Source organism: Neglectibacter caecimuris, from assembly GCF_034335015.1.
Lineage (GTDB): Bacteria > Bacillota > Clostridia > Oscillospirales > Acutalibacteraceae > Acutalibacter > Acutalibacter caecimuris_A.
The window spans coordinates 38554-55526 of sequence record NZ_JAWXXK010000010.1 but is presented as its reverse complement, the minus strand read 5'-3'; the positions used below and the strand labels follow the sequence as shown (position 1 = coordinate 55526).

19 protein-coding genes and 1 tRNA gene are annotated in these 16973 nt (G+C 50.3%); all 20 read right to left on the bottom strand.

Annotated features, from left to right (window positions below; genetic code table 11):
• Window positions 1-35: 35 nt before the first annotated feature.
• Window positions 36-716, bottom strand: coding sequence for a S24 family peptidase (locus U8T64_RS12830; protein ID WP_322184091.1), 681 nt, complete (start codon window positions 714-716; stop codon window positions 36-38).
• Window positions 694-3063 (bottom strand): PHP domain-containing protein, encoded by a 2370-nt coding sequence (locus U8T64_RS12825; RefSeq protein WP_322184089.1) that lies wholly within the window; start codon window positions 3061-3063, stop codon window positions 694-696. Before U8T64_RS12825 ends, U8T64_RS12830 begins: the two co-directional genes overlap by 23 nt.
• A gap of 95 nt (window positions 3064-3158) precedes the next feature.
• Window positions 3159-3728, bottom strand: coding sequence for a KilA-N domain-containing protein (locus U8T64_RS12820; RefSeq protein ID WP_322184087.1), 570 nt, complete (start codon window positions 3726-3728; stop codon window positions 3159-3161).
• Window positions 3683-4078, bottom strand: a complete 396-nt coding sequence (locus U8T64_RS12815) for a recombinase family protein (protein ID WP_322184085.1) — start codon at window positions 4076-4078, stop codon at window positions 3683-3685. The genes U8T64_RS12820 and U8T64_RS12815 overlap by 46 nt, the downstream gene beginning before the upstream one ends.
• A 250-nt stretch (window positions 4079-4328) precedes the next feature.
• A tRNA-Leu gene (locus U8T64_RS12810) sits at window positions 4329-4412 on the bottom strand.
• A 197-nt stretch (window positions 4413-4609) separates the two neighbouring features.
• A complete protein-coding gene (locus tag U8T64_RS12805; RefSeq protein WP_322184083.1) occupies window positions 4610-4957 on the bottom strand; it encodes a type II toxin-antitoxin system PemK/MazF family toxin in 348 nt (115 codons plus the stop codon).
• Between the two features lie 150 nt (window positions 4958-5107).
• Window positions 5108-5881, bottom strand: a complete 774-nt coding sequence (locus U8T64_RS12800) for a TraX family protein (RefSeq protein WP_322184081.1) — start codon at window positions 5879-5881, stop codon at window positions 5108-5110.
• 75 nt (window positions 5882-5956) lie between these two features.
• The gene (locus U8T64_RS12795; protein ID WP_322184079.1) at window positions 5957-7246 is read right to left on the bottom strand and encodes a Gfo/Idh/MocA family protein; all 1290 of its coding nucleotides are present in this window, start codon (window positions 7244-7246) and stop codon (window positions 5957-5959) included.
• A gap of 19 nt (window positions 7247-7265) precedes the next feature.
• Window positions 7266-7991, bottom strand: coding sequence for a Type 1 glutamine amidotransferase-like domain-containing protein (locus tag U8T64_RS12790; protein WP_322184077.1), 726 nt, complete (start codon window positions 7989-7991; stop codon window positions 7266-7268).
• Window positions 7992-8009: 18 nt separating this feature from the next.
• On the bottom strand, window positions 8010-9287 hold the full coding sequence (gene purD, locus U8T64_RS12785; protein WP_322184075.1) for a phosphoribosylamine--glycine ligase: 1278 nt from the start codon (window positions 9285-9287) through the stop codon (window positions 8010-8012).
• Window positions 9284-9502, bottom strand: coding sequence for a DUF6897 domain-containing protein (locus tag U8T64_RS12780; RefSeq protein WP_322184073.1), 219 nt, complete (start codon window positions 9500-9502; stop codon window positions 9284-9286). The genes purD and U8T64_RS12780 overlap by 4 nt, the downstream gene beginning before the upstream one ends.
• A 60-nt stretch (window positions 9503-9562) precedes the next feature.
• The gene (locus tag U8T64_RS12775) at window positions 9563-10738 is read right to left on the bottom strand and encodes a phosphoribosylaminoimidazolecarboxamide formyltransferase (RefSeq protein WP_322184071.1); all 1176 of its coding nucleotides are present in this window, start codon (window positions 10736-10738) and stop codon (window positions 9563-9565) included.
• A gap of 76 nt (window positions 10739-10814) precedes the next feature.
• Window positions 10815-11525: an IMP cyclohydrolase gene (locus U8T64_RS12770; RefSeq protein WP_322184069.1), complete on the bottom strand. Its 711-nt coding sequence runs from the start codon at window positions 11523-11525 to the stop codon at window positions 10815-10817.
• Between the two features lie 18 nt (window positions 11526-11543).
• Entirely contained in the window at window positions 11544-12173 is a 630-nt protein-coding gene (purN, locus tag U8T64_RS12765; RefSeq protein ID WP_322184067.1) for a phosphoribosylglycinamide formyltransferase, read from the bottom strand.
• A complete protein-coding gene (gene purM, locus U8T64_RS12760) occupies window positions 12167-13201 on the bottom strand; it encodes a phosphoribosylformylglycinamidine cyclo-ligase (RefSeq protein ID WP_322184065.1) in 1035 nt (344 codons plus the stop codon). The genes purN and purM overlap by 7 nt, the downstream gene beginning before the upstream one ends.
• A 78-nt stretch (window positions 13202-13279) precedes the next feature.
• The gene (locus U8T64_RS12755) at window positions 13280-14509 is read right to left on the bottom strand and encodes an aminopeptidase (RefSeq protein ID WP_322184063.1); all 1230 of its coding nucleotides are present in this window, start codon (window positions 14507-14509) and stop codon (window positions 13280-13282) included.
• 33 nt (window positions 14510-14542) lie between these two features.
• The gene (gene purE, locus U8T64_RS12750) at window positions 14543-15046 is read right to left on the bottom strand and encodes a 5-(carboxyamino)imidazole ribonucleotide mutase (RefSeq protein ID WP_322184061.1); all 504 of its coding nucleotides are present in this window, start codon (window positions 15044-15046) and stop codon (window positions 14543-14545) included.
• Window positions 15047-15077: 31 nt separating this feature from the next.
• The gene (locus tag U8T64_RS12745; protein ID WP_322184059.1) at window positions 15078-15401 is read right to left on the bottom strand and encodes a hypothetical protein; all 324 of its coding nucleotides are present in this window, start codon (window positions 15399-15401) and stop codon (window positions 15078-15080) included.
• A gap of 135 nt (window positions 15402-15536) precedes the next feature.
• Window positions 15537-16469, bottom strand: a complete 933-nt coding sequence (locus U8T64_RS12740) for an SPFH domain-containing protein (protein ID WP_322184057.1) — start codon at window positions 16467-16469, stop codon at window positions 15537-15539.
• Window positions 16466-16957 (bottom strand): NfeD family protein, encoded by a 492-nt coding sequence (locus U8T64_RS12735; protein ID WP_322184055.1) that lies wholly within the window; start codon window positions 16955-16957, stop codon window positions 16466-16468. The genes U8T64_RS12740 and U8T64_RS12735 overlap by 4 nt, the downstream gene beginning before the upstream one ends.
• Window positions 16958-16973 lie beyond the last annotated feature (16 nt).

The window sequence follows — 16973 nt, the reverse complement described above, 5'->3', positions numbered from 1 at the left end:
ATCCCACGGTACATCTTTTGCTGAAGGATTTATGCTTATACCCCAAGCACCTTTCCTTGTAGTATACATGAGTTTACTGAAGATGCCTTTATAGAAGAATATTCGCCTGATTGATTATCTGGACACAAAAGAACCCCCCGGCCCTTTTTGACATACCGCTTACACATAATTGATCCATCAACAATAAATATTCCGATTTCATTGTGTTCAAGACAATCAACTTTCTTTACTAACACAACCGCGCCATCTTGGATAGTCGGTTCCATGCTATGACCAGCTATAGTCACCGCATAATCTGCCTCGATAACATCAGTGGAATAATCTGTATGGGGAATAGTGTCATCATTGAAAAAACCATCTCCTGCACAAGCTGCAAACTCAAACAAGGGAATAATTTTGGATGGTAGAGATTCTTCACTATTCTTTTCAGAAGGGGTAATATCTTCACTATCACTATTTTCTTCTGGCAAAGCTTCAGATATGGCTTGGACTATCTCAAGTAACCACACGAATACATACTTGCCTGTTTTATCTGAATCATCAACACGGTTTTCAATTTCTATATTGGTAGATATACCTTTTTCGGAGTATACTCCTTTATAAAATTGTAACGCATTGAATTTGAGGTCTCTTGCGTTAATGGAAAAGACTGTTTTTTCATTTTCAAGAAGAATATAAGAGTTCTGCCGAAACTCAAATCGCAGTAATCTTTTCATAGCGTTTCCACCTCTTTTTAATTGAATCTAGTCCACCATCTATATTCTTAGCGACGATATCAAGAATGCTATAGGTATCATCTGCATATTCTAACGCGCCAGAATAGGCGTTGAACCCATCTCCATCTTGGAAAATATAAATAATATTATCAACATCAAGGTTGACAATAAACTGAGGGTTATGCGTAACCATAATTATTTGCCGATTTTCTCCCATCGTTTTAAATCGAGCCAATAAGTAAGTTTTTATCGCTGTTTGAGAAACATTATCCTCTGGCTGATCGACAATATAGATTCCATCTCTGGTGTTTTCATAGGAAAGCAGGTCAAAATATATTTTGGAGTTGAGACCCGAAGATAACTCATCTGATTTGTCCATTCCTTGATAAATTATGGCTTTTTTGGGCAGAAAATCATTCTCTATACTGTCAAGCATTGCCTCTTTAAAAAATTGTAGAACTGGTTTGGACTCATCATACTTCAAAAGAATATCTCTAAGTTTCTTTTCGGTAATAGTCTCCCAATCAATAGATGACTTAGACCGAATCACTTTAGCGATATGTGACAAGAAGTATTCTGTATTCAATTTATCAACATTTAGACGAGATATAAACTGATAATCAAAAATTGTATTGGTGTTTGGTGCAATTGAGACTTCTTCGATGTGTGGTGAATATCGCTGAAGTTTTTGTAGCTTTTTAAGTATAGAAATCACAGTTTCTTTGAGGGTGTTCGTATTGCTCTCAAAAGATTCAAGTTTCTTTTGCCTATCAGAAATACTTCTATTATGGCGTGAGGCCACATTCTGAATTGATTTGGCTATGGCTTCTATACGTTGGTTTTCTAGACTTATTTCATTGGCGCGTGTTTGGTATTTTGACCGCATTTTCAATATGTTGGCACGTTGCGTTTCAAAATATGTCCTATCATCTTCATCTACCTGCAAATCCGTCATCTGATTTAACAAAATAACCAGTTCGTCAATCTTTGAAATGATATCAATGAATTGCTTTGTTTCTACTTTATGTGAGCGAAGATTGTGACTAAAGACCAAGCTTTCTGAGGGTTTATCCGAAACAGCAATTGTAAAGGAAGCAAGATTGTGGATTTCAGCATCTATAGAAAACTTGTTAGTCAAATAATCAATCATACGATTGAGCTCATTTTCGACAAGACGTTTATAAGGTTGCTCATCAATGTTTGGAGGGAAGTATCTTGAAAGAAATTCAGTGGCATCTAAGTGGTTTTCTTCAAACTTCGCTCGAATCTCACCTTGCATATCAAAATAAAAAATATTCTCAATAGATAGTTTCTTTGGAATAACCAAACTGTTTCGTTTTAAGTAACTCTTATACCCTTTTTTTATTGCAGGTGCAAGGGCGTCTCCGTTTTTTTCAAATCCTGTTATGGAATGTAGTAATAACGATTTACCTATTGAATTATCTCCGATAATAACATTAATTCCTTTAGAAAGAGGAATAGAAAGTTCTTTATTCCTGGTTTTGAAGGATAAACTTTCTAACGAAAATTTATCCGGGCTGAAAAAACTATTAACCATTTTTAGGCGAGAGGAATCTGTAATTGCCATTACTAAGCCCTTAAAAGTTGGAAGGCATTTTGCAAATGTATATGGAAACTCAACCAAAGAATCGGAAGTGTCTTCTTTGGGATATACACTCCAATCGTGGCAATCTGTTCCGGTTACAAAAGTGACTTTCTCATCAAGATTTGTTTGAACAAGGTAATTTTTGTTTAAGACTTCATTTTTGCGATTTTTAAATTCAAACGCCTCAAAATAGTCTGAATAGATAAATTCATGAAATTTTGCATCCCCTAATGAATTTGCATCATGTTTTCTTGGCTTACGACTACCTAAAGAATTCTTTTGATGAGCAATTAGAATCGTATCTAAATCGATTTCGCGGAGTACCCGTAAAAAGCATTCCTCGGAATAAGTCCCATTCAAATCAGGAGGTATTGTATTTAAAACAGATTCCAACAGTTGGACTTTTTGTGGTTTCTCGTCGGAGAAAATTGTCACAATGTGAACTGTGCTTGGCGAAGAATCCTCTGTTTCAAAGGTAACTGAAAACTCTACTCCTGGGAGAACCTTGCAGATTGAGCCATTTTGAGTCTCAGCGGATTTAAGAGTAGAATACATTTCATATGAAAAACTATCATGGTCAGTAATTGCACAAATATTGACACCTTGCGTTGTTAGCTTTTCTATAAGCACGGGCACATTTTGAATCGTATTGTCCTTGACCTTTTTTCCATCCTTTTTAGCTGAAAAACAGGAATGAATGTGTAAGTCGATCTTTAAGCCAGTCTTTACGATTTTATCCATAAATTCCACCCTGATAATTTACTTAATGGTTTGGCTTGAAGCGAAATGCTGATTCTTATTTTAAGATGCCTGGAGTTTAAAAATACAAATTTCTGTTAACCAAATATAGATATTACTCTGTATCGAAATGCCACATCATTCCACATCTCGAAATCACAAGCTATGAAAGGATGAGCCGTAGTGCCCCCCTTCTTTCCTCGCTTAGAGATAATCCCAGCAGCATTTACCCTTTCGATCCATCTGGCAGGAGTCAAGGTATAGGAGGGGGAGCGAACATCAACGAGTAATTGCTGAAAAGCCTGCTCGTCAAAGCTGGGATTGTTTTCTCTTTCCCACTGGCCTAAAAATGCAATCGTATTCCTGCTGCGTAGCCAGCTTTGAATCACATAACTTGGATTCTCTGAATCAAAACGCTTTGCGATATCTGTCAGTGAGATATATTCAACTTCAGGATATAAATACTTTTCTACAACCGCTTGAAGTCTTTGCTCCTCCTTCGGGTCATGAATGTTGGCCTCCCCACGGTTGATAAGTTCGAAGATACAGTCTCGTATAAACTCCAGGTCTTCCGCTTTGAGCAGCGATTTTTCACTTAGCCTTTTGGCATACTCATCCCTCGTTATCGCGTAGGCCCATAGTAGCTCAGATTGACTTGCTCGTTCCATTCTTCATCGTCCTCAATATTCCAATTGGGATTTTTGCACCGATTTGATTTCACTTCTTCCACAGCAAAGTAAGTGGCGTGGTCGATAACGCCAAACGTGTACTTATAATTGTTTAACAGCTTGTTCAGCACGTCACGGCTCCACATCGCTTTTCCAGATGGAGAAGGAATACCTTGCTTGCGTAAATGCTCCTGGATTTTCTCCAAACTGTTTCCTGACAGGCAAAGGGCAAATATCTCCCGCACGATTTTGGCCTCATGCTCAACTATTTCTATCCGCTTGTTCTTGTCACGCCGAAAGCCATAACATACCTTGCCAAAAATTTTTGATTCCAACAGGGACAACTTCACGAGGATCTTCCTTTCTTACATTATAGTGGGTTGCTCGAGCGTTTTCAAGTAGAACCTACAAATTAGTGATATTAATTTCTCTTTTTCCCTCTACTGAACATGATTATTAGTGACTTATTAGGGATTTCCCATAGATTAAAGAACACAAAAAGCGTGGATTAAGATGTTATCCCACGCTTTTTGTTTCACCTATAGAGTTTTGGAGCATAAAAAAGGAGGCAAAAGCCTCTAAATTGCTTTTGTCTCCTTTTGGTGCGGGTAACAGGATTTGAACCTGCACGGGGGTACCACCAGAACCTAAATCTGGCGCGTCTGCCAATTCCGCCATACCCGCAGGGGATCAGCCTGATGGCTGACCTGTTTATTATAATGCACCGGCTGGGAAACTGCAAGAGAAATCTTTTTGGTTCAGGAACTCTTTTTATGCCGAAAATTTCCCATTGGAAGAAGCTTTCCGAAAGGACAAGGGCGCGCAGAAGCTCTGCGCGCCCTTGCTTTTGGGGAACCGATTTCCGTTTCCTTCGCTTTGGCCTATGTAGGCAGGCCAAAGCTAATGGAAAGGGCCTGGTTTACCCGATTCATGGAGCCGGTATCCAGGCGGCCCATTTTTTCTTTGAGGCGGTGCTTATCAATGGTGCGCACCTGCTCCAGAAGCACTACGGAATCCTTTAAGAGACCGGTATTTTCCGCGTTTACTTCAATATGAGTAGGCAGGTTCGCCTTATCGTGCTGGCTGGTGATCGCCGCGGCGATGACGGTGGGGCTGAATTTGTTGCCCACATCGTTCTGCACGATAAGCACCGGGCGAACGCCGCCCTGCTCGGAGCCCACGACGGGGCTCAGATCCGCATAATAAATATCTCCTCGATGGACTATCACAATTCTGACCTTCCTCTCTCCGGTTCAGGCGTTTTCACTTCTAGTTTTGCCTGACTTTGGGAGCTTTAATCAAGAAACTGGAAATTTTCAGGGGACTTTTCCCCTTCCTTCTCAGTTTATAAAGGAAGGCCGCTTTTGGTTCCTGTGATCCTACCGGGCGATCCAAAACCGGATCAGGGCGATCAGCAGCAGGTGGGCGGGATAGAACACATAGAACAGCCATTTTGTCCAGGCCTTATCGGTACCCGGTTTTCCGTTATAGCGGGAAATGCACCAAAGGGGCAGAAGCATTCCCAGGTTAATGCCCCCGGAAAGGAAATAGGAAAAATCCGTCAGCCAGATGCCCGTGGTCAAAAGGTCGATGATGGGAGAGGTTAAAAAGAACAGCACACCGCCGCCAAACAGAACGATCAGGAAATAGCCCATTTTCTGGCCGGAGGGGCTTTCGTAAAAGAAATCAAACACAAGGATTATCACAAAGCCGATCCCGCCCCAATCTCCCGGAAGGCTGAGCGTCAACAGCAGCGCCAGCAAAAGCGCCTTCAGCACCGGATTTTCCACCCTGTGGCGAACATGAATTCCCAGCACGCCCAGAAGGATCGTGTGGATCACGCTGAGGCTCAGAAAATTCAGATTGGCACGCTCCCCCTGAGCGCTGAAGAGAACAAAGGGCACATAGCTGAGAAGCGCGAAAAGGAAAAGCCGAAGGAGATACCGCTTCAGATCTCTTGTGTGGCGGTACCCCTGGGCCGCGCAGAAAAACATCAGCGGGCCGGTGAGCCTGCCGAAAAAGCGCAGGATAAAATACGGAACCGTTCCGGCAGGCAAAAAGGCAAAGGCCAAATGATCGGCCAGCATGGCGGCTATGGCAATCAGCTTCAGCTGGAAAGAACCCAGACCCTTCCCGGCGGCAGTATCTTCCATATGATTCCCTCCCTTCTACAGCAAAAGCCGGAAACTTCTAAAGCATACCTTGCCATGGAGGTTCCCGGCTGTTTTTTACTTTCCGTTCTTAAAGCTTTCCAGCTCGATGGCCTTTCCGCCGTTTAAGCGGGACTCCTCCGCCGCCAGGGCGATAAAGTGGCTTTCCATGGAATTTTCCAGGGTGGTGGTGCGCTCGGTGGCTTCGCTGCCGTTTAAGAGCATTTCCAAAAAGTCGGAAACGATGCCGCTGTCGCCGCCGCCATGGCCCTTCAGGTCGGAAGCCAGCTTCCCTACATCGATCACTTCCTCCGGCTTGCCGAATTCCCGGATATGGATCACGTTGGAAATCATATCCGCTTCGATCTCCCCTTTTGTTCCCATGGCCTTAAAATAGCGGTAGCAGCTTTCGGTAAAGGCGCACATGGTAAAGCTGATGGTGGAGCCGTCTTCCATGAGAAGAATTGTCTGCTGGTGATCCACCACATCGTTATCACAATGATAGACGCAGCGGCCGTAAGGGCCATTTTTCAGCGCTTCATAGGTGCTTTCCACCGTGTTTTCCACACTGAGGATCGAGGTGATCCAGTTGTCGTTATGGGTGGCTCTGCCGGTTTTCGGGCTGGTGATATAGATCTTTTCCGCATCGAAAACGCAGTGCTCTTTTGCTTTGCACCCGCCCAGGCAATAAGGGGTAGCCCCTTCGGGAGCGCATTCCTTTTTGAACAGCTGAATACCGCCGAAGGAGGAGACCGCTTTGCATTTTTTCCCCAAAAGCCAGGTGAGGATATCCATATCATGGCAGGATTTTTGCAGGATCATGGGGCTGGTTTCTTTGGAATTCCGCCAGTTGCCCCGCACAAAAGAATGAGCCTGGTGCCAATATCCCACATTCTCGTTGGCGCAGATGGAAACCACATCTCCGATCCGCCCGCCGGAGATCAGATCCTTCAGGGTATTATAGAAGGTGGTATAGCGCAGCACATGGCACACGATGATCTTGCCGGGGCAGTCCTTTGCCACCTCCAAAATTTCCCGGCACTTGGAAAGCTCCGGGGAAATGGGCTTTTCCATCATAATATGGTAGCCCTTTTTCAGCGCGGGAATGGCGTGGCCCACATGCTGGCGATCCATGGTGGAAACCACCATGACGTCCGCCAGCTTCCCGTGCTCCAGCATTTCCTCCCCGGAAGAAAAACAATTTTCCTCCGGAATATCGTAAAGCTCTTTTGCCTTTTGCACCTTCCGGGGATTCAGATCCGCCACGGCAACGACCTTCATCTTATCAGGAAACAGCTTCTGCATGGAAGCATAGGTGCTTCCCCTGTCTCCAAAGCCGCAAATAGCAAATGTGATGGGTGCTTTCATGTTAGTTTCCCTCCCTATTTTAGTTGTATTGATACAGCTCCGTAGAGTTATTCAGTTGAAAAATCTCTTCACCAACAGTTGGCGGTGAGGACCAGTTTATATTCTGCGAAGTCGCAGGAGCTTCTATCAGCTCATAGGAACTGCTATTGACAGCCAGCGCCTGGTTAAAGTGGAGCAATATATGAGGAAAAGCAAGTGTCTTTTGCACTAGGCCAGGCTGCATATCACAATGACAATCTATGTATGCGGAAACCAAACCCAGGCCGCTCGTATCAAGGCTAGGTCGTTGCTCAAAAGTCCCCATTATGTTGGGAGTAGCAATGACACTTCCAGCGCTTACCCCCACGTAAACCTTATTAGCAAACACAAAGGCTCTGGCAACATCTACAAATTCAGTCTTTTTGATAAGTTTAAGGAGATGTTCACACCAGCCGCCTGTCAAAAACAGAATATCATAGGTTAAAGCTTCCTCCAAGGGAAGGGGTTTATCCAGCATATACGTAGTTATATTTTTCGAAGAGAAGCCTAGCCAGATAAGCTCAGAATACAGAATAGAAGCAAGCTTTTTTGACTCTTCATCACAAGCAGCAGCAGGAATAAATAAAATACGTGCCTTGGAAAAAGGTTTTGCTACCATAGTGGTAAAGCGCTCTACAATAGGGGCGAGCGGCCTGCTCAAATCAAATGGATCAAAAAATCCGGAATCCGTCAACAAAACATTTTCCCAAGCCAAATTTTTATCCATAACGATCGTTCTCCTTTGCTACCTCACTTCCAGCGCCCGGTTGCCGATATCTTTTCGGTATATGACGTCTTCAAAGCTGATTTTTTCCGCGGCGGCATAGGCGTTTTGCAGCGCTTTTTCCAGGGTCTCACCCTTTGCGGTAACGCCCAGCACCCGGCCGCCGGCCGTGAGGAATTTTCCGTTTTCCAGCCTGGTTCCGGCATGGTAGACCGTTGTGCCGTCCACCTGGCCGTTTTCCAGGAGGCCGTGAATTTCAAGGCCCTTCCGGTAGCTGCCGGGATAACCGCCGCTTGCCAGGATCACGCAGGCGCAGGGCTGGGAAGACCACTCGATGGTAAGCTCTGACAAGCGCTCCTCCGCCACGGCGGTGATGATTTCCACAAGATCTGTTTGAAGCTTTGGCAGCACCACCTGGGTTTCGGGGTCGCCGAAGCGGGAATTGTATTCGATGACCTTGGGGCCGCCGGGAGTGAGCATCAGGCCGAAATAGAGACAGCCCTTAAATTTTCTTCCTTCCGCGTTCATGGCCTTCATGGTGGGCAGGAAAATCTTTTCCATACACTCCGCCGCCACCGCTTCCGTATAGAAGGGGTTTGGGCTTATGGTGCCCATGCCGCCGGTGTTGGGGCCCTTGTCCCCATCGTAAGCCCGCTTGTGGTCCATGGAGGAAACCATGGGGCACATGGCCTCGCCATCGGTAAAGGCCAGCACGGTCACTTCCGGGCCGGTGAGGAATTCCTCCACCACCACCTCAGAGCCGGAATCGCCGAAGAGCTTATCCTCCATGATGGAGTGCAGGGCGTCCCGTGCCTCCTGCTCATTCTGGGCGATGATAACGCCCTTCCCCAGCGCCAGGCCGTCCGCCTTGATGACGATGGGATAAGTATTCTTTTCCCTGATGTAGGCCAAGGCCTTCTCCGCCTGAGAAAACACTTCATACTCCGCCGTGGGGATCCCGTATTTCTTCATCAGGCCCTTGGAAAACACCTTGCTGGCTTCCAGCTGGGCCGCCCTGGCATTGGGGCCGAAGCAGGGAAACCCGGCGGCCTCTAAGCAGTCCACCATACCGGCGGCCAAAGGATCGTCCGGGGCGACGAACACAAAATCGATCTGCTTTTCTTTCACAAGGGCAAGGATCCCTTCCTTGTCCATGGCCCCCACGGGGCAGCACTCCGCGTCCATGGCGATGCCGCCGTTGCCGGGAGCGCAGTACAGCTTTTCCACCCTGGGGCTTTCCTTTAATTTGCGGACGATGGCGTGCTCTCTGCCGCCGCTGCCAATGACTAAAATTTTCATAGCTTTTCTCTCCATTGCTCCTGTACTTTTTCAGGCATCACTTGAATTTCCTGGATTCTTGGGATATTGAGATAATGCAGCGTTCCGTCTTTCTGCTTCAGCTCCAGCCAGTCCTCTTCTACCGCCATGATCCTTCCCACATAAGGCGACAGGCTGATAGACATGGAAACGGTGCAGACCTTTCCTGTCAAATTTCGCAGCAAAGCGCTTGCCATGGTCGTTCCTCCTTTTCCCGAAAGCCCTGATCGTTGGGCGCGAAAATCACGGCAAAGTTCTTAATGATGGAACAGCCGGATCCCAGTAAACGCCATGGCGATATCGTATTTGTCGCAGGTGGCGATCACGTTGTCGTCCCGAATGGAGCCGCCGGGCTGGGCGATAAATTCCACGCCGCTCTTTCTGGCGCGCTCAATGTTGTCACCAAAGGGGAAGAACGCGTCTGAGCCCAGGGCTACGCCTGCCATGGTATCCAGCCAGGCACGGCGCTCCTCTCGGGTAAAGACCTCCGGCTTTTCGGTGAAGAAATTCTCCCACTGGCCGTCCGCCAGCACGTCCATGTATTCATCGGAAATGTACACATCAATGGTGTTGTCCCGGTCCGGGCGGCGAATATCCTTCTTAAAGGGCAGGTTCAAAACCTTGGGGCACTGGCGCAGATACCAGTTATCCGCCTTATTTCCCGCCAGCCGGGTGCAGTGAACACGGCTCTGCTGGCCGGCGCCCACGCCGATAGCCTGGCCGCTTTTCACATAGCAGACAGAATTGGACTGGGTATATTTCAGGGTGATGAGGGACACGATCAGATCCCGCTTGGCTTCCTCGGTGAGGTGCTTGTTTTTCGTGGGAAGCTCCTTCAGAAGCTCGCTGTCGATCTTCAGCTCATTCCTGCCCTGCTCGAAGGTAACGCCGAACACGTCCTTGTGCTCGATGGGGGCGGGAACGTATTCGGGATCGATCTGTACCACGTTGTAATTGCCCTTGCGCTTTGTCTTGAGGATTTCCAACGCTTCCTTCGTATAGCCGGGGGCGATCACACCATCGGAAACCTCCCGGGCCAGCAGAGCAGCGGTTTCTTTATCGCACACGTCGGAAAGAGCAGCCCAGTCGCCATAGGAGGACATTCTGTCGGCTCCCCGGGCCGCCGCGTAAGCGGAGGCAATGGGAGAAAGCTCCAGATCGTCCACAAAATAGATCTTTTTCAGGGTGTCGGAAAGCGGCACATACACCGCCGCACCGGCAGGGCTGACGTGCTTGAAGGAAGCCGCCGCGGGAAGGCCGGTAGCCGCTTTCAGTTCCTTGACCAGCTGCCAGGAATTGAAGGCGTCCAGAAAATTGATGTAGCCGGGCTTGCCGTTTAAGACGGTAACGGGAAGCTCCGAGCCGTCCTTCATAAAGATCTTAGAGGGCTTCTGATTGGGGTTACAGCCGTATTTCAGTTCCATTTCGGTCATCTTGATCGCTCCTTCAGAGGTTAGTTATTGGTTGTCAGAGAAGAACAAGGGCGCTTTTCAGCAGACGGCACATTATTTAACCGTTCTTATTGACGATACGGGTTTCGTACTTACCTGTGGCAAGGTCAATGTACCGCACAAAGAGGGAAACCTTGTTGTCTTCGTTCAGGGCGTTCCAGACTTTTCCGGTAAAGGTATCGATATCGCCGGAAAGCGTGACCGGGGTGGGCTCGCCTTCAAAGGAGGGCACCGGGTTCCCGTCTCCCTGATAGGTGTGAATAAAGTGGCCCAGGCCGGGCTTCGGAGCATATTCAAAGAACTGGCGCTGGGCAAAGCCCTCATCGCCGTCCGTGCTTTTCAGAATGGACAGCTTGTAGGAGAAATCGCCGTTTTGAAGCTCTGCAATCCCGGAGACCCGGGGGGTGAAAATCGGCGGATCCGGCTCGAAGGTGCGGGTTCGCAAAGCGTCCTCAAAGGTTTTTCCCGCCTGTAAAAAGTCATAGATGGTATCGGTCTGGTCGCCGTTTGTGACGATCTGGCCGCCCGGATAGGCGCGCACGGGGAAATAGATCACCAGGGAGGGATCGGACAGCAGGGCGGGATCAAAAGCCTTGGTGCGCAGGTTTTCTCCCTCCGCTTCAAACACACGGTTCCGGGAATTTGTGCTGCGGCCCATGATGAAATAAGCGATCACCGCGTTTTTTCCGTCCTCGCTTTTGCCGATCACGATCCCCCGGCCGGGGTAAGAATTGGAGCTGAGATCTTCATAAAGACTGACTGGCTTCATCAAACTCTTCCTTTCCTTTTATGCTTCCTTACAATGAACCACACCGTTTTCCACGGTGAGCCTTCCTCCACAGAACAGGGAAACCGCCTGGGGCAAAAGCTTCCATTCGGCTTCCTCCATGACCCGCCTTTGCAAAGTCTCCGGGGTATCGCCCTCCCGGACCTCCACGGCCTTCTGGAGAATGATCGGCCCGCCGTCGCAGACTTCATTGACAAAATGCACCGTGGCGCCGGTGACCTTCACGCCCCTTTGCAGCACGGCCTCATGGACGTGAAGCCCATAGTATCCTTTGCCGCCGAAGGCAGGCAGCAGCGCCGGGTGAACGTTCAAAATGCGGTTTGGGAAGGCACGGACAAAGTTTTCTCCCGTAATGGTGAGAAAACCAGCCAACACCACCAGCTCTACCTGCCGCTCCCACAGGGCGTCGATCAGCGCCTGGCTGTAGGCGTCCACATCGGGATAGTCCTTCCTGCACAGGGCGATGGCCTCGATCCCGGCCTTTTTCGCCCGCTCCAGGGCAAAGGCGTCCGCCTTGCTGGCGATCACCACCCGAAGAATGCCGTTTTGGAGTTCTCCGGCATTTTGGGCGTCGATCAGCTTTTGCAGGTTCGTTCCTCCGCCAGACACCAGCACACCGATGTTCAGCACAGCAAGACCCCCTCTTCCCCTTCTGTCACCTCGCCGATCACCACAGCCTTTTCCCCGGCGCTTTCGATAGCAGAAAGCGCCGCCTGGGCGGTTTCCGCAGACACTGCCATGCACAGGCCCACACCCATGTTAAAGGTGTTGTACATATCGTGCTCCGGAATATTGCCCGCCTTTTGCAGCAGCGGGAAAATGGGAAGGACCGGAATGGCCGATTTTTCCACCCGGGCTGTCAGCCCCGGCTTCATCATGCGGGGAATATTCTCATAGAAGCCGCCGCCGGTAATGTGGGAAATGGCCTTTACCTCCGCCTTCTCAATGGCGGCCAGGGCCGCTTTCACATAGATGCGGGTAGGCGTGAGCAGGGTTTCGCCCAAAGTGCCGCCAAGCTCTTCATAATATTTACCGATGTTGGCTTCATTCAGCCCAAACACCTTTCTCACCAGGGAAAAGCCGTTGGAATGAACGCCGGAGGAGCACACACCCAACAGCACGTCCCCCGCTTGAAGCCCGGAACCGTCGATGACCCTGGGCTTGTCCACCAGGCCGACGGTAAAACCGGCCAGGTCGTAATCCTCCTCCGGCATCATGCCGGGGTGCTCGGCAGTTTCCCCGCCGATCAAGGCGCAGCCGGACTGTACGCAGCCCTCGGCCACTCCCGCCACGATCTGCGCGATCTTTTCCGGAATATTTTTTCCGCAGGCGATATAGTCCAGGAAAAACAGGGGCTTCGCGCCGCAGCACACCACATCGTTTACACACATGGCCACCGCGTCGATGCCGATAGTATCATGCTTTTCCATCAGCATGGCCACCTTGAGCTTTGTGCCCACGCCGTCTGTGCCGGAAACCAGGATCGGCTCTTTCATGCCGGAAAATTCCGGGGCAAACAGGCCGCCGAAGCCGCCTATGCCGGAAACCACGCCGGGAGTTACGGTGCGCCTGACATGCTCCTTCATCAATTCCACGGACTGATACCCGGCGGTCACATCCACACCCGCCGCCTTGTAACTATCGCTGTAGCTTTTCATTGCAGCAGCTCCTTTTCACAATGATGATAAAAACACGGAAGGCAGCACCGGAAAAATCCCGGTGTTGCCTTAGATCGGTCAAATAGCCCAGTTGCCGTTTTTGAAGATCTGTACCTTCTTTCCGTCCCTGGTGTACCCGGTGACGTTCAGTTCCTTGCTGCCTACCATAAAGTCTACATGGATAATGGAATCGTTGATTCCCAATTCCTTGAGCTCTTCATCGGTCATGTTCTCAAAGCCCTCCACGGTCTCATTGAAGCCCATACCCAGAGCCACGTGACAGGCGGCGTTTTCATCAAAAAGCGTGTTGTAGAACAGAATACCGGAATTGGAAATGGGAGAATCGTCCGGCACTAAGGCCAGCTCGCCCAGCATACAGGCTCCCTCGTCCATCTTGATCATATGCTCCAAAAGCTCCTGGCCCTTCTCAGCCTTTACGGAAACCGCCTTGCCGTCCTTAAAGGTAACAGAGAATTTATCGATGAGGTTTCCCTGATAGGACAGCGGCAGGGTGGCCACCAGCGTTCCCTCGCACTTGCCCTTCCTGGGGGAAATGAAAACCTCCTCGGTAGGCATGTTGGGGTTGTAGAAAATGCCGTTAGGCAGCGTGTCGCCGCCGCCGTGCCAGCGGGCCTCGGGAATCAGCCAGCACTTAAAGTCCGTACCGTTTTTGCTTTCATAGTGGAGGTAGTCCAGATGAAGGGCATTGAGCTTTTCGCACTTCTCCGCCAGGGCCTTGTTGTGCTTTTCCCACTCGGCCACAGGGTCGTTCTCCGCTGTGATACGCACCGAATGCAAAATGGCGTTCCACAGCTTTTCCACCGCTACGCTGGCGCGATCCTCCGGGAACACCTTCTTCGCCCATTTCTTGGAGGGTACGGCGACAATAGTCCACTGGTTTTTATTGTCCATTTTCTTTTCGAAGGGCTTCATGATCGTTCCCCTGGCGGCGCTGGACTTTTGCAGCTTCGCGATATTGACGCCCTTTAAGCCGTCAGGGTCAGAGGAATCAATGTGGATCATGGCGGGCAGGGTATCTACCATATACTGCATTTTCGCCTTTTCCCATTCCTCTACCCGGGAAAGCTGAGTCACGGTGCCGTGACGGTAGTGGAGCTTTGTCACCGCCTGATCGCCCCAGTTTACCATGACCCATTTTGCCCCGGCACGGTAGGCCTCTTCCACCACCATTTCGGCAAACTCATGCTGGTCTACCTGAGCGGAGATCACGCAGCCCTGGCCCTTTTGCAGGTTTGCCCCGCTTCTCACGGCCAATTTGGCGTATTTTCTCATGATCGATTTTTTCATATTCGCTTCTCCTTCCGCTTTCTGAATTTCTTGTTACAGCTCCTTCAGTTTTTCCTGCAAGGTCTGATCCTTTTTTGCAACGCCTTCCCGCATTTCCCGCTTCAGATCGGAAAGCTTTCCCTGAAGCGCCGGGTCGGACAAAGCCAGCATTTGCGCCGCCAAAATCGCGGCGTTGTCCGCGCCGTCTATAGCAACGGTGGCAACGGGAATGCCGGAGGGCATCTGCACGGTAGCCAACAGCGCGTCCAGGCCGTCCAGGGTGGAGGACTTCACCGGAATACCGATCACCGGCAGTGTGGTATGCGCCGCCAAAACGCCTGCCAGATGGGCTGCCTTTCCGGCGGCGGCGATGATCACGCCAAAGCCGTTTTGCAGGGCGTTTTTGGAAAATTCCGCCGCTTCCTCCGGGGTGCGGTGGGCGCTCATCACATGAGCTTCCAGGGGGATCCCCAGGCTCTTCAGCCGCTTGATGGCCGGGGCCACCACCGGCAGGTCGCTGTCGCTGCCCATAATGACCGCTGCTTTTTTCTCACACATATTTGAGCTTCTTCCTTTCCCGAACAGAAAATTACCAGGCCCAGTCGGTGGTTTCGTCCAGTTTGACATAGACGTGCTCCGCCCCCAGAACCTGTCTGAACAACGCCACCGCCGCTTCCCCGAATTTCTCAAAGGAACCCTCGGGGGCCCTGCCGTAAATGGATACCTTGGCCATGACAATGGGGCCTGCCTCGCTGCCGCCGAACCACATATGGCATTCCGGCGCGATCTGTACCATCAAAGAGCTCTCTGATTTTCCAGGGATCAGGGAAATGACCTCGCCCAGCCCCGCTTTCAGGCGGGACTCCTGCTCCGCCGTAACCGCGCAGCTCATTCTCACATCTACAAAGGGCATAAAACAGCCTTCCTTTCCGCACCTGATTTTTCTCATTAGAACAAGGTTCAGTATACAATGAAACCAAAAAAAGTGCAAGGCTTCTTACCGATGTAAGAAGCCTTGCCAATGGGAAAATTTTCAGGAGGTTTTCTCCTAATTTTTGTGCGATTTATTTTCCCCGTCCGCCATCAGTTCCTTCAGAGAGACCGCCAGGCCCGCCAGGCCCTGAATATTGGAGGGGATAATGATCTTGTTTGCCTTGCCGTCGGCGGCCTTTTCAAAGGCCTCCAGGCTCTTCAGGGCAATGACCTGCTCGCCGGGGTTCGCCTCATTCATCAGCTTTACCGCTTCCGCCCTGGCCCGCTGCACAGTGAGAACGGCTTCCGCTTCGCCCTGGGCCTCCCGGATCTTCGTTTCCTTTACCGCTTCCGCGCGGAGCACGGCGGATTCCTTCTGGCCCTCGGCGATCAGGATAGCGCTGCGCTTTTCACCCTCGGCGTCCAGGATCTTGGCCCGGCGCTCCCGTTCCGCTTTCATCTGCTTCTCCATGGAATCCTGGATCTCCGCAGGAGGAATGATGTTTTTCAGCTCCACACGGTTTACCTTGATGCCCCAGGGATCGGTGGCCTCGTCCAGGATCACCCGGATCTTGGAATTGATCACGTCGCGGCTTGTGAGGGTATGGTCCAGCTCCATTTCGCCGATAATGTTCCGCAGCGTGGTGGCGCTGAGATTTTCAATGGCGGAAATGGGGTTTTCCACGCCGTAAGCGTAAAGCTTGGGATCGGTGATCTGAAAATAGACCACAGTATCGATCTGCATAGTCACATTATCCTTGGTGATCACCGGCTGAGGCGGGAAATCAATGACCTGCTCCTTCAGGCTCACCTTCCGCGCGATGCGATCCAAAAAGGGAATTTTCACATGCAGGCCCGTTCCCCATGCGGCATGGAACGCGCCCAGCCGCTCCACCACAAAGGCGTGTGCCTGAGGAACGATCTTGATATTGGCGATGATGACCGCCAGCACAAAGATCACCAGCACCGCGACCACAAAAATTCCGGCAAAAGCTTCTAATCCCGTCATAAAGATCCTCCTTCTTTTTTCCGGCGCACCATAAGCTTTACACCTTCAATGCGCTCTACCAGAACGGCTTCTCCCTTGGGAATCACCGTACCTTCCTCCACAGAGCGGGCGGACCAGCTGTTCCCCCGTACCGTGACTCTGCCGGTTCCCAGCAGGTCGTTGATGTCCTCCGTGACCAGGGCGGTACGCCCCAGTACCATATCGGCATTGGTGCTCTCCGCCTTATCCTTTTGGAATTTTTTCACCAAAGGACGGGTGAAAAGCAGAGCCAGCGCAGAAACCACAAGAAACAGCAGGATCTGCAGCCACACCGGGCCGCCTAAAAGACTCACGATCAGCGCCGCCAGGCCTCCCGGCACAAACCAGATGGACACCAGTGCGGGCACAGCAGCCTCCACGATGGCGGCCAGGATCGTTACGCTCAGCCAGAGATACTGCATCAGCATCGCCACTCCCCCCTCGAATTCAGCGCCGGAAACAGGCGGCATTGCCCTTTTCGGCTCT

What these genes read in the sequence shown, in the direction of transcription:
- U8T64_RS12830 (WP_322184091.1), bottom strand. Translation starts at nt 716, where the DNA reads ATGAAAAGATTACTGCGATTTGAGTTTCGGCAGAACTCTTATATTCTT.
- U8T64_RS12825 (WP_322184089.1), bottom strand. Translation starts at nt 3,063, where the DNA reads ATGGATAAAATCGTAAAGACTGGCTTAAAGATCGACTTACACATTCAT.
- U8T64_RS12820 (WP_322184087.1), bottom strand. Translation starts at nt 3,728, where the DNA reads ATGGAACGAGCAAGTCAATCTGAGCTACTATGGGCCTACGCGATAACG.
- U8T64_RS12800 (WP_322184081.1), bottom strand. Translation starts at nt 5,881, where the DNA reads ATGGAAGATACTGCCGCCGGGAAGGGTCTGGGTTCTTTCCAGCTGAAG.
- U8T64_RS12795 (WP_322184079.1), bottom strand. Translation starts at nt 7,246, where the DNA reads ATGAAAGCACCCATCACATTTGCTATTTGCGGCTTTGGAGACAGGGGA.
- U8T64_RS12790 (WP_322184077.1), bottom strand. Translation starts at nt 7,991, where the DNA reads ATGGATAAAAATTTGGCTTGGGAAAATGTTTTGTTGACGGATTCCGGA.
- purD (WP_322184075.1), bottom strand. Translation starts at nt 9,287, where the DNA reads ATGAAAATTTTAGTCATTGGCAGCGGCGGCAGAGAGCACGCCATCGTC.
- U8T64_RS12780 (WP_322184073.1), bottom strand. Translation starts at nt 9,502, where the DNA reads ATGGCAAGCGCTTTGCTGCGAAATTTGACAGGAAAGGTCTGCACCGTT.
- U8T64_RS12775 (WP_322184071.1), bottom strand. Translation starts at nt 10,738, where the DNA reads ATGACCGAAATGGAACTGAAATACGGCTGTAACCCCAATCAGAAGCCC.
- U8T64_RS12770 (WP_322184069.1), bottom strand. Translation starts at nt 11,525, where the DNA reads ATGAAGCCAGTCAGTCTTTATGAAGATCTCAGCTCCAATTCTTACCCC.
- purM (WP_322184065.1), bottom strand. Translation starts at nt 13,201, where the DNA reads ATGAAAAGCTACAGCGATAGTTACAAGGCGGCGGGTGTGGATGTGACC.
- U8T64_RS12755 (WP_322184063.1), bottom strand. Translation starts at nt 14,509, where the DNA reads ATGAAAAAATCGATCATGAGAAAATACGCCAAATTGGCCGTGAGAAGC.
- purE (WP_322184061.1), bottom strand. Translation starts at nt 15,046, where the DNA reads ATGTGTGAGAAAAAAGCAGCGGTCATTATGGGCAGCGACAGCGACCTG.
- U8T64_RS12745 (WP_322184059.1), bottom strand. Translation starts at nt 15,401, where the DNA reads ATGCCCTTTGTAGATGTGAGAATGAGCTGCGCGGTTACGGCGGAGCAG.
- U8T64_RS12740 (WP_322184057.1), bottom strand. Translation starts at nt 16,469, where the DNA reads ATGACGGGATTAGAAGCTTTTGCCGGAATTTTTGTGGTCGCGGTGCTG.
- U8T64_RS12735 (WP_322184055.1), bottom strand. Translation starts at nt 16,957, where the DNA reads ATGCCGCCTGTTTCCGGCGCTGAATTCGAGGGGGGAGTGGCGATGCTG.